This is a genomic window from Stieleria sedimenti (genome assembly GCF_025060895.1).
Taxonomy (GTDB): domain Bacteria; phylum Planctomycetota; class Planctomycetia; order Pirellulales; family Pirellulaceae; genus Stieleria; species Stieleria sedimenti.
The window spans coordinates 1-11,751 of sequence record NZ_JANZKV010000036.1; the positions used below are offsets into that span (position 1 = coordinate 1).

The 11,751-nt window shown below is 59.2% G+C and carries 11 protein-coding genes; 3 read left to right on the forward strand and 8 right to left on the reverse strand.

Annotated features, from left to right (window positions below; all coding sequences use genetic code 11):
• Window positions 1-190: 190 nt before the first annotated feature.
• The 6 genes from NZK35_RS05190 to hpf all read right to left on the reverse strand — a co-directional run bounded on the left by NZK35_RS05190 (window position 191) and on the right by hpf (window position 6,006).
• Window positions 191-1,795, reverse strand: a complete 1,605-nt coding sequence (locus NZK35_RS05190; protein ID WP_259631534.1) for an Rne/Rng family ribonuclease — start codon at window positions 1,793-1,795, stop codon at window positions 191-193.
• Window positions 1,792-2,589: a TIGR03936 family radical SAM-associated protein gene (locus NZK35_RS05195; protein ID WP_259631535.1), complete on the reverse strand. Its 798-nt coding sequence runs from the start codon at window positions 2,587-2,589 to the stop codon at window positions 1,792-1,794. The genes NZK35_RS05190 and NZK35_RS05195 overlap by 4 nt, the downstream gene beginning before the upstream one ends.
• Window positions 2,590-2,613: 24 nt before the next feature.
• Complete coding sequence (gene ptsP, locus NZK35_RS05200; protein WP_259631536.1) at window positions 2,614-4,359, reverse strand: phosphoenolpyruvate--protein phosphotransferase; 1,746 nt, start codon at window positions 4,357-4,359, stop codon at window positions 2,614-2,616.
• Window positions 4,360-4,698: 339 nt separating this feature from the next.
• Complete coding sequence (locus NZK35_RS05205; protein WP_259631537.1) at window positions 4,699-5,046, reverse strand: HPr family phosphocarrier protein; 348 nt, start codon at window positions 5,044-5,046, stop codon at window positions 4,699-4,701.
• Between the two features lie 81 nt (window positions 5,047-5,127).
• Window positions 5,128-5,607 (reverse strand): PTS sugar transporter subunit IIA, encoded by a 480-nt coding sequence (locus tag NZK35_RS05210; protein ID WP_095742344.1) that lies wholly within the window; start codon window positions 5,605-5,607, stop codon window positions 5,128-5,130.
• A gap of 60 nt (window positions 5,608-5,667) precedes the next feature.
• On the reverse strand, window positions 5,668-6,006 hold the full coding sequence (gene hpf, locus NZK35_RS05215; RefSeq protein WP_259631538.1) for a ribosome hibernation-promoting factor, HPF/YfiA family: 339 nt from the start codon (window positions 6,004-6,006) through the stop codon (window positions 5,668-5,670).
• A 687-nt stretch (window positions 6,007-6,693) separates the two neighbouring features.
• Between hpf and NZK35_RS05220 the strand changes: the two genes are divergently transcribed.
• Window positions 6,694-6,975, forward strand: a complete 282-nt coding sequence (locus tag NZK35_RS05220) for a hypothetical protein (protein WP_259631539.1) — start codon at window positions 6,694-6,696, stop codon at window positions 6,973-6,975.
• 29 nt (window positions 6,976-7,004) lie between these two features.
• Window positions 7,005-8,027 (forward strand): agmatine deiminase family protein, encoded by a 1,023-nt coding sequence (locus NZK35_RS05225; protein ID WP_259631540.1) that lies wholly within the window; start codon window positions 7,005-7,007, stop codon window positions 8,025-8,027.
• A gap of 216 nt (window positions 8,028-8,243) precedes the next feature.
• Here the strand turns inward: NZK35_RS05225 and NZK35_RS05230 are convergent, their stop codons facing one another.
• Both NZK35_RS05230 and NZK35_RS05235 read right to left on the reverse strand, forming a co-directional pair.
• On the reverse strand, window positions 8,244-9,323 hold the full coding sequence (locus NZK35_RS05230; RefSeq protein ID WP_259631541.1) for a dipeptidase: 1,080 nt from the start codon (window positions 9,321-9,323) through the stop codon (window positions 8,244-8,246).
• Window positions 9,324-9,472: 149 nt separating this feature from the next.
• Window positions 9,473-9,802 (reverse strand): cupin domain-containing protein, encoded by a 330-nt coding sequence (locus tag NZK35_RS05235; RefSeq protein ID WP_259631542.1) that lies wholly within the window; start codon window positions 9,800-9,802, stop codon window positions 9,473-9,475.
• Window positions 9,803-10,385: 583 nt separating this feature from the next.
• Here NZK35_RS05235 and NZK35_RS05240 point away from each other — a divergent pair.
• Window positions 10,386-11,699 (forward strand): NAD(P)/FAD-dependent oxidoreductase, encoded by a 1,314-nt coding sequence (locus NZK35_RS05240; protein WP_259631543.1) that lies wholly within the window; start codon window positions 10,386-10,388, stop codon window positions 11,697-11,699.
• Window positions 11,700-11,751: the final 52 nt, after the last annotated feature.

Genomic DNA, 11,751 nt, shown 5'->3' on the forward strand with positions numbered 1-11,751 from the left:
CCGTAAGGCCTCGGGCAGCGTCGGAATGCCCGGCCGCTTACGCGTCGCGGCTCACAAAAACGACAGCCCGCTTGCGCCCTGCCGCTAAAACCTCGTCAAACACAGGACATAAATCGTTCACGGCGTAGGGCAGAACCTGGGAACGAGTTGTGTTGACAGGCTGGAAGCCTATCCCACTTTGGGGCAGGGCTTAGGAGTCGATTTCGACGCGTTCGCCTTGGGCGTCGCGGCAGTCCATTTCCAGGTGCTCGGGGTACAGGCCTTCGCTGCCGAGGATCTGAACCGTCATGCCGCCGGTGTCTTCCATCTCCATCACGCTGCGGCGTTTTTGGTTGTTCAAGTGGGCCGCGACGGCATCGTTGACGCGAACGGTCACGCGTTGGATGTGTTCGTTCTTGACGGCCAAGGCGAGCATGCGGACGACTTCGATCGACATGCTCTCGGCGGTCTTGACCAACCCACGGCCTTCGCAACACGGACAATCTTGATAGATGCTGCGTTTCAAACTCGGTCGGATCCGTTGCCGCGTCATTTCGATCAAGCCGAACGGACTGGTCCGCAAGATCTTGGTGCGGGCTCGGTCACCGGCCATCGCATCACGCAGCGCCCGTTCGACTTTCCGCCGGTGGCTCTCTTTGCGCATGTCGATAAAGTCGTTGACAATCACCCCGCCCAGGTCGCGCAGTCGCAATTGACGGGCGATCTCTTTTGCGGCGGCCAAGTTCAACTTGAACGCGTTGTCTTCGGCCGACTTTTCGCCGCGAAAATTTCCGCTGTTGACGTCGATCGCGACCAACGCTTCGGTCGGATCGATGACGATCGAACCGCCGTTAGGCAGTTTGACTTGGCGTTGGTGAATTTTGACGATCTCTTGTTCCAGGTTGTACTTGTGGAACAGGGGTGAAGCACCGTCATAGAGTTTCAGCCGATCGACGACGCGGGGCATGACCATTTTCAAGAAGTCGCGGGCGTTCTCGAAAGCCTCTTTTTCGTCGATCACGATCTGGTCGATGTCATCGTTGTAGATGTCGCGAATCGTCTTGATGATCAGATCACTTTCTTCGTACAGCACGCCGGGTTGGTTGCCGCTTTTGACGCGACGGACGATCGTCTTCCACAACCGGATCAGATAGTCCATGTCACGGCCGAGTTCGTTTTCGCTGCGACCGGCGCCGGCGGTGCGGACGATAAACCCGAGCCCCTTGGGTGGACCGAGCGAGAGCAGACAGCGACGGAGTCGTTTGCGGTCGTCGTCGTCTTCGATCTTGCGGCTGACACCGACACGTTCCAGCGCGGGCATCAGCACTAGGTAACGTCCTGGGATCGAAATGTACGTGCTGAGCGTGGGGCCCTTGGTACCGATCCCTTCCTTGATGACCTGGACCAAGACTTCGTCGCCGCGTTTAAAGATTTCTTGGATCGGTGGTTTGATCCGCGGCCGACCGCCTTTGAACGCCCGTTTGGAACCGCGTCCGGATTCGCGGGCACGTTTGGCGGACGCTTCGGCCATTTCGTCCGATTCCCGCTTGATCTCTTCGGGGTCATAACCGCCTTGTCGAAAGTATTCCGGTTCGACATCGCTGATGTGCAGAAAGCCGTTGCGTCCGACGCCGAAGTCGACGAAGGCGGCTTGGATACTGGGTTCCAGGTTGACGATTTTTCCGCGGTAGATGTTTCCCGCAAAGGCTTCGACACTTTTGCGTTCGACGTACAGCTCTTCCAGTTTTCCATCATCCAGGATGGCGATGCGGCTCTCTTCGGGTTGGAGCACGTTCATCAACATTTCGCGTTTCATTTGGGCACCTCGTCGGTGGGTTCGCCGCAGTGCGGCGTTTGGTTTGCGATTGCTAAAAATTCGGGATCGGTGGTCGGAAACTCGCGTTTCAAAACCACTTCTGTTCGGGTGATTTGCGACCCGTGCGCGATCCAATCGGAACAGCCGATCAGATCCAGCACGTCGGTCGGTTTCAGGGTCGCCGCGTCACTGGCGGCCATCGAAAGTTCAAGGTTGTCGTTGAAGGTCAACGACACGATTTGTTCGGCAACGTTGAAGGTCACCGGTTTGTTTTTGCGATTCACCGTGACGGTGTCTTTGGCCAACAGGGCCTCGAGATCAGATCGGACGCGGTCGGCATCGATCGGGTCGGCGCCCAATTCCGGGTCCGGCCGGGTGATCACATACTCGGTGCGTTCCAGCTTGGCTTTGCCACTGTCCTCGGGTAGCAACTGCACGCTCTTGATGACCAGCCCGGGTTGATCATCGTGGTCCAGGCGTCGGAACAACTCCGGCGCCGAAAGTCGTTCGGCCAAATCGAGCTCGACGACTTCGTCCAAGCCGCTGATGCCGAGCGCCAGGGCGGACGGAAAACCGATGCGGGGTTTGGGATGAAACCCTTCGGTCATCGACAGTTGGAGCTGAGCGCGTCGGACCAACCGTTCCCAAAGCCGCGCCAGATCGCGGTGACTGGTCCACCGCAACAGCCCCGTTTTGGCAAAACGAACCCGATAGCGCAGCCGCAGCGGTTGATCCGCCGTCGCCTGGTCGGGCGCGTCGTGGGTCGTGGTGGTGTTGGCTGGCAGAGAAGGCATGGATGAGGGAGTCGGGAGGTGTGTTCAGGTCACGATCAGTTCCGGAACGTATTCGCCGAGTCGGTCCAGCAAATACAGATCGACATCGCGTGCGGCTTCGAGTTGCATGACGCGTTCGGCCATCTGTTCGCACTGGCCGATCGACACGCTGCGGATGGCTTTCTTGACGCGCAACAGCGACGACGGTGGCACGCTCAGGTGCCGGACGCCCATGCCCATCAACAGCAGTGCACGGGCGGGATTGCTGCTCATTTCGCCGCAGATCGAAAGGGGGCGGTTGTGTTCTTTGGCGACTTCGACGCAGCGCGCGATCAAGCGCAGCACGGCCGGGTCACTGGATTGATACAGGTCGGCGACGTACTCGTTGCTGCGATCCACGGCCAGGGTGTACTGGGCCAGGTCGTTGGTGCCGATCGACAGGAAATCGACTTCTTCGACGAAGCGGTCGAGCATCATCACCGCTGCGGGGACTTCGACCATCATCCCGACGGGGATGTTGCTGCGGTGCGGCGTGCCGGATTCTTTCAAGTCCTCGGCAACGACGTTGAGCAGCATCCGCGCTTGCCGGAACTCGGCCAACGTGGTGATCAGCGGGAACATCACACTGATGTCGCCGTGCACCGCGGCCCGTAAGATGGCCCGCAACTGGGGGCGGAACAGATCCAGATTGCGCAACGACAGGCGAATGCTTCTCAGGCCCAGAAAGGGATTGTGTTCGTATTCGGCCAGGGGTCGATGCCCCATTTTGTCGGCACCCAAATCCAGGGTGCGAATGACGACCGGCCGGCCTTCCATCTCGCGGACGACCTGGCTGTAGGCCTGGTAGTGGTCTTCTTCGCTCGGTTCCTCGGCGCTAGACAGATACAGAAATTCGGTGCGATAAAGACCGATTCCGTCGGCCCCGCGTTCGATGCAGGTGGTTGTTTCGTGGGGGAATTCGATGTTGGCGCTCAACCGCAGCGGCGTCCCGTCGATGGTTTCGGCGGGCAGATCGCGGAGTTCGGAAAGTTTGGCGGTCAACGACCGGCGTTCTTTCAAACGTTTCTTGTAGCTGGCCAGCGTTTCCGCATCGGGGTCCAGAATGACGCGTCCGCGGTCGCCATCGACGATGACCTTGATCCGATTGCCGACGCGATCGAGAAAGTTTCCGATCCCGACGACCGCCGGCAGTTCCAACCCTTTGGCGACGATCGCGGTGTGACCGCCGGGGCCACCGGTTTCGGTGCAGAACCCACGCACGTAGCGTCGATCCAGGTTGGCGGTTTCGCTGGGGGTCAGGACATGGGAGAGGATGATGACGGTTTCATCGAGATCGACCAGTCGGCTTTCCGAGACCGCACCCAGGCAGAACAGCAATTGTTTTTCGATGTCCAGGACGTCTTCGGCGCGATCGGCCAGCAGCGGGTTGTCCAGCTTGCGGAGTGCTTCGGCGTAGTTGTGCAGGACTCGGCTGACGGCGTAGGCGGCCGATTGGTGTTCCTGTTCGATGCGTCGCCGCAATTCGGCTTGCAGCCGCGGGTCGTGCAGCATCTGCAACTGGGCGGCGAAGATGTCTCCGGTGTGTTCGCCGGCAACGGCAGAGGTTTCCAGGCGATTGGATTCCAATCGGGTCGACACGCGGTCGACGGCATCGCGCAACCGAGCGAACTCCGCTTCCACTTCATCAGCGGCGAGCAGAGAGCGCGGGATTCGATAACCGGCAGCATCCAGCACTAGTGCTGGGCCGATCGCGACCCCGGGTGAGACAGGGATGCCTTGGAGTTCGACCATCGTGGTTCGAGGGCGCGGTGCTGATCTGCCGGTCGCATCAAGGCCGCGTGATCCTGGTAGGACAGACCGCGGGAGTCAACGTCGACGGCGCCGGGGGGCGGTGACATTGGCCAACGTTCTGTCGCGATCGTGCGCACCTGGCAGCGAGGCTCGGGCAGTTCAATCCGATCCATCGAGAGGTAGTTGTGTACGGGGGCGTGAAGACCGTCGCGTCGCGTCGATCTTCGAGCAGGAATGTAGGGGTATCGGGCGCTCTGCACGCGACGCCCTGTCGGCCGGGATCGATCGAGATCGAGCCGGAAGGGCGGGTCGCCAGAGCCGGGGTGCCTTCGTTTCGATTCAAGCAGGCGAGGTCGGATCGGTTTCTCTGACATCACCCGATTTGGCTCCGCTAGGGGCCGAATCGTTGTCGCCAGCTTCATCGAATCCGCGTTGAAAAAACTGCTCGATCGAATCGATTGCGTTTTCGGCGTCTTTGCCTTCAGCGGTCAAGGTCAACTCGGTGCCGAGTGCGGCGCCGAGCGTCAGTAGTGATAAGATGCTTTTGCAATCCACCATTTCGCCACCGCGTCCGATCAAGATCACGGATTCGAACTGGTTGGCCATCCGCACCAGAAGATCTGCCGGGCGTGCGTGCAGCCCTTGCGGATTGGAAACAACGACGGTGCGGCAAAGCGCTTTTGACATGCAAAAAGCGGGTCTGTATCGGGTGTTTAAACTGGATGGGGATTCGTGCACCGGTCGTCAACGAGCCGGCCGCTCAATCCATCAGCCGGTGGCAAACTGGTTGTCGTCGGCTTCTTGCAATAACTGGGTGATGTCCTCGGCTGACTTGCTCTGTTTGAGAAAGCGGCAGAACGTTTCGTCGCGCAGCTGACGCGAAATGTTCTCCAAGGCCCGCAGGTGATCGCCGGGGCGTTCCGGCGGGCTGATCAACAGGAAAAACAGCTGAACGCGTTCTCCGTCGAGCGAGTCGAAGTCAACGCCTTCTTCGCTGACTCCGACGGTACCGACCAGCTTTTGGACGCTGGGGTGTTTGGTGTGCGGAACCGCGACGCCTCGACCGATGCCGGTCGAACCGAGTTCCTCACGCTTCATAATCGCCGCGACGATGTCGTCGCGTTGTTCGGCATCGATCTCGCCCGACTCAAGCAAACATTGAACGAGCTCTTCGATCGCTTGCTCTTTTGTTTTGGCCTTGAGTTCGGCCTTGATCGACTGCGTACTGATGAAATCTGCAAACTTCATGGGGTGTGAATTTTCAATGAGTGTATCGGCAAACACGATGGTCTCGACTGTCAAAGCCGACTACTCGTCACTTGCCGGGGTTTCAATGTGTTTGTGTCCGGTGGCGCGGTGGCCAGTCTTTTTTTCCTTGATCCGGCGGAGCTGCTGCTCCACCTTCGGAATCGCCATGTCCAAGGCTGCGATCACCGTGCTGGCTTCCGCCGTGGCAACGCATTCTCCGGCATGCTCGATGGAAACTTGGATTTCGACCGCAGGCTTATCGGTGTTTTCCAGGTCAACGGTGACTTCAATCGCGTTGATTCGGTCATAGAGACGCCTTAATTTGACGGCCTTCTCCTGGATCAACTCCTGGTCACCTGGCTGAAGACTGCCGTGGCGAGCTGAAACACTTACCTGCATCGTTGCTACTCTCCGATCGATGTAATCCGACTCCGTCGCTGCCCGACTGGACGCGGTACGATGCCCAGGTCCTTGAATTCTCCTGCAGACAAAGCAATGCGCGACCGCCGGATCGTCAGAAATCCGACACGTCGTGACGACAGAGTGCTCCTGTTAAAACGCAAGCATACGCGACAGAACCGTCGACGGGTAGCGATCATTTTTGCAGATAGTCCGTTTGGGTGGTAACCCGTGGTGGGTTTCAACGGGCCAACGGCCCCACCTTTGGCCCTCCGCCCGCCGCAATCGCGCCAATTCATCCAGTCGGCCGAGTCGAATCAGCCGGCCAGTCCAGCCGGCCAGTCCAGCCGGCGAGAACCGGCGCCGTTGGCCAGGCCGCCAGGCTCCGCCGCTGCATCCGGCTCGGTCCGTCCGAAGGGGTGGGTCGATCGCCGTCGCCGCGGCGACCGCAGCGTGTCTTGCGAGCCGCTCGGCAGGCAAAATAACGGATTTGTCCCCTGCCAGGCCATTCAAATTCGGCTTTCCCGGCCAGTCCGCGGCTGCCTCAGAGAAGGGTCGGAGCGGAAAACCGTGCGATGCTCGCCGGACGGGAGTGGCGATCCTGTGCCGATATTGCTAACTTACCAGGCCAAAATCCAAGTCGGCGGTTGCCGATTTTTCATCTCCCCCTTTAGCCCCTGACCATCCATGGCCCGTAAGGTCGTCAGCCGAGCCGAAAAAGCTGCCGAGGCGGAAGCTGCCGAAAAGGCGCTCGTTTCGAAAAAGAAGAAGTCCAGCAAGCGAACCAAGGCGGCTGAAAACGTCAGGATGCGTCTTTACTGGGGCGTCTTCAGCCAAAACCTCAAACGCGTCGCCGTCTTCGATTTCGATAAAAAAGGCGAAGCCGAGAAACGCGCAAAAGAGCTGAGCAAGGGCGGCAAGTCGCCCCACTTTGTCCAAAAGGTCAAAGAAGAAATCAAAGTCGAGTGACCTGACTCGGCGAAACGGATGACATCGCGATGAAACGGGTTCCTGCCGAGTGGGAGCGGCAAGCCGCCGTTTGGATTGCTTGGCCCCACAACCACCACACTTGGCCGGACCGGTTCGCACCGATCCCGGATTGTTTTCGTCGGTTCGTCGGGTTGATCGCCGCGGCCGTCCCCGTCCATGTCGTCGGCCCGGCAGAACTGTGCGCGACAGCCGGCCTGCAGGGCATCGAAAACGTCACCTGGTTTGACATCCAAACCAATGACAGTTGGATCCGCGACTATGGCCCGACCTTTGTCGTCGACGGCTCCAGACGCGGCCACGCGATCGATTGGGGATACAACGCCTGGGGTGGCAAGTATCCGCCCTGGGATGCCGACAACGCCGCGACCGCGCAAATCATCCGGCACGCCGGCTGGGAACGAATCGCCGGACGATTGACACTCGAAGGCGGGGCGCTGGAGTGGGACGGCGGCGGGCGTCTGTTGACGACCACCGAGTGCCTGGTCACCCAGACACGCAACCCCGGTTGGTCGAAGCAGGCAATCGAAGAACATCTGCAGGACCTCACCGGCGCACGTGAGATCGTGTGGGTCGATGGCGGTGGATTGATCGGCGACGACACCGACGGTCACATCGACCAACTGGCACGCTTCATCGATCCCGAAACCGTCGTCGTCGCGGTCAGTGACGATCCAGATGATCCGAATCACGACGGACTGCAGCGTAACGAACAACTGTTGCGCGATTGGGCACAAATGACTTCGCCCACCGTGACCGTTCACCGTTTGCCGATTCCACCGGCCCGATTCATCGACGGCCAACGCGTCCCGGAAAGCTACTGCAACTTTCTGCGGTTGGGTCCGGACCGATTGCTGGTACCGACGTTCCGCTGCGAGAAAACTGATTCGTCTGCGATCGAGTTGCTCCGCCGGCTGGCCCGACAACAGTCGCCAGATGTCGAAGTGATCGGTGTCGACTGCCACGATCTGATCTGGGGACTCGGCGCCCTGCACTGCGCCAGTTGCAACCAACCGGCAGTTGAACAGGACTGACACGGAAGTGGGGCAAAAAGTGGGATGGTCAAAAAAATGGAGTCATTCGGAGGCCTGAGGAGTTTCCCATCGGGCAACGTCATTTTTTTGACCACTCAATCTTTTGACCGAAAACACAGCGAACAGCGTTTGTTTTCTGCACTCCTGGCTAATCATTCTGCCCCGGATCGTTCTGCCATTCCTCTCGGTCGCCGGCCCGAGCGACGAACGTCAATTTTAGCGCGACAGCTTCGCCGCCACCGCCTCCGCACCGCGGAGGGCTCGCAGGACGTTACCGCCGAGCACTTTGTGAACGTCGGCTTCGCTGTAACCGCGATTGAGCAACGCTTGCGTGATCAGCGGGTACTTGGAAACGTCCTCCAGTCCGGTCGGCAGCCTGGGGACGCCGTCGAAATCGGATCCGATGCCGACGTGATCGATGCCGGCGACGCGGATGATGTGTTCGAGATGGTCGACGACGTCGTGGATCGAGCCACGCGCCGATTCGTTGGCTTTCAGTTGGTCGGTGGGGACGACAAACTTGGAATAGAAATTGACCATCACCACGCCGCCGTTCTTCGCGACCAACGGTAACACGTCATCGGGCACGTTTCGCGGGTGATCGTTGATCGCCGCGGCGGAGGAATGCGAGAAAAGAATCGGCGCGGTGGAAACCTCGATCGCTTGTTTCATCACCGCCGGTGAGACGTGCGAGAGGTCGACCAGCATGCCGATGCGATTCATTTCACGGACGACCTCTTTACCGAATTCAGTTAGGCCGTCGTGCTGCGCATCGTCGGTCGCCGAATCCGCCCAAGGCAACGTCTTGGAGTGCGTCAGCGTCATGTAGCGGCAACCGCGATCGTACAACCGTTTCAAATTCGCCAGCGATCCTTCGATCGAATGGCCGCCTTCGATCCCCATCATGCAGGCGATCTTTCCCGCCCCGGCGATCCGTTCCACGTCGTCGGCGGTGGAGGCGATTTCAAACACGTCGGCGTAACGTTTCACCATCCGATCGACGATGTCGATTTGTTCCAGCGTTTGGATCAACGAATCGCCCGTGGTCGATGTACCGGCCGGCACATAGACCGACCAGAACTGAGCCTTCAAACCGCCTTCACGAAGCCGCGGGATATCGGTGTGCAGCTGCGGCTGCCGCGTGGCGATGTCGATTTGATCGAACGACGCTTGACCGTTTTTTCGGATCTCCCATGGCAGGTCGTTGTGTCCGTCGAACAGCAATCCCGCGAAGTGCACCCTGCGCCCATGATCGGTTAACACCAGATCCGGCATCGGCCCGGGTTCGACTGCCATCAAAAGCAATGGCATGATCCATGTCACGGCGAAAAAAGAGGCGAGGAAAGTTGCTCGCGATAACATGTCGCATCCGGTCGGTGAGAACGAGTGAACCCTGCCAGGCATCGTAGCCGGCCCATCGGTGACCTGCAACAAAAGCGACCGCATCAATCGTCGCCGGCAAAGAAGACCGCCAGCCAGACCGTCGGCTCTCGATCGGATGTCCATTGGACCCGATGTTTTCGATGTGCCGGGATCAACAGGAAATCCCCGGGCTTGAGGGTCAACGGTTCGGGATCGTCATCAAACAACAGCCTGGCTTCTCCGGCGAGCAAGGCGACCCATTCGTGTTCGTCTTGGTCATACCAAAAGCCGTCGTCGCTGGCTTGTCCGGTGGAGACGATCCGCTCGATCCGTACGTTTGACGACGACGCGAGCACGTCGACGCATTCCTTTGCGGTCGTTGCGGGCAACTCACTGAGCAGATTCGTGAACATCGTCTAGTGCTCCGTCGCTGCGATCTTCGATCCAACGCCCAAGGCAATTCTCCGCGATCACATTACGCTCCACTGCAGGGGATCGTTTGCCGATGGCGCGTCGGCCCCGGGCCTTCCTCCAATATCTTCACCACGGCATTGTCGGAAAGCGTCTCTCGAATGGCATATCCAAAAACGAACGTCGCCTGGCACTTCGGACAACGAATCATGGAGCCGATCAATGCGACGTCACCCCGCAGCCGATGGCCGTGGGGACATCGACAGAGTATTCGTTCGTTTTTCCCGTCCATCATCAAGCTCCCGCTAAGTGTTATCGTCACATCGACCTTCGCCGGATGTCCCCGTCTCCAATTCCGTCTCCGATTGCCTCAACCTCAGTTCAGGGGACCGTCCCAAATGAAGAGACGCACGCAGGGTAAATTTATTTGGTTGAATCCGAGATTTTTTCGATTCCACGTGCATCGATGGGTCGCCGATCATTGGAGGCAAGCATTCATTGCCCCCTAGACCAGGGCGTTGACTGGAATCAACAATTCAAGGTCAAGTCTTCGCCACCCGCTGATCCCCGTACCGGCATGTCGCAATGAGTCGTCCCAATCGCAAAGTGGTGATCGTCGGGGGCGGGTTTGCCGGGATCGAGGCGGCCAAGCGGTTGGGGAAATGTGATTGCGTGGATGTCATCATGATCGACAAAAGCAATCACCATGTGTTTCAGCCTTTGCTGTACCAGGTTGCGATGGCAGGCCTGGATCCATCGGACATCGCGTCACCGATACGTTCGATCTTGTCGTCCTATCGCAATGTGCGCACCTTGCTGGCAAAGGTAACCGGAGTGGACGTCCAGCAGCGGCTGGTCTACAGCGACGCGGGCAAGTTCGAGTTTGATTATCTGCTCGTCGCTTGCGGCGCCGTGCACAGTTATTTCGGCAACGACCAGTGGGAGCCGCACGCACCGGGATTGAAATCGCTTCCCCAGGCCACGGAAATCCGCCGTCGTGTGTTGCTGGCCTTTGAACAGGCCGAGCGGACCGATGATCCGACCGAACAGGACCACTGGATGACGTTTGTGATCGTCGGCGGCGGGCCGACGGGTGTTGAGTTGGCCGGCGCGATTGCCGAAATGGCTCGCTACACACTCAAGCGTGACTTCCGATCGATCGATGCGAGTTTGGCACGCGTGATCCTGGTCCAGGCAGGCGAGAGAATCTTGGAGCAGTTCCCCGACGATCTGTCCGAGTACAGCAAACAGGCGCTGGAAAGCATTGGTGTGGAAGTACGCCTGGGAGACCAGGTCACCCGGGTGACCGATCGCGGCGTTCAAATCGGTGATCATTTCTTGGATGCCAGGACCGTGATCTGGGCGGCCGGGGTTCAGGCGAGCCCGCTGGGCAAGTCCCTCGGAGTGCCGACCGATCGCAGCGGCCGCGTCATGGTCGAACCCGATTTGTCCATCCCGGGCCATCCGAACGTCTTTGTCGCCGGCGACATGGCATCGGCCAACGACGAAGACGGCAAGGGGTTGCCCGGCTTGGCGCCCGTTGCGATTCAACAAGGCCGCTACCTCGGCGAATTGATCAGCCGCGAAGCCCAATGCTACATGATCGATCGTCCCGCTCCCGAGCGGTCTCGATTCAAGTATCTTGATAAAGGACAGATGGCGACGATCGGTCGACGCCGCGCGGTTGCACAAAGTGGTCGATTCAAGCTGACCGGACGGTTGGCTTGGATGGCTTGGCTGTTGATCCACATTGCCTACTTGAACGGATTTCGCAATCGGACGTTCGTGTTCCTTTCCTGGGCATGGTCCTACCTGACGTTCGCACGCGGGGCACGCCTGATCGTCCCAAAAAACTGGCGGATCACGAAAACCCCTGCCCCGGCAAAGACACGGGCATAAGCGTTGGTGTGCAGGCTTGAGAGCAATACCGCTAAGTTAAGCGTCGTTTCTT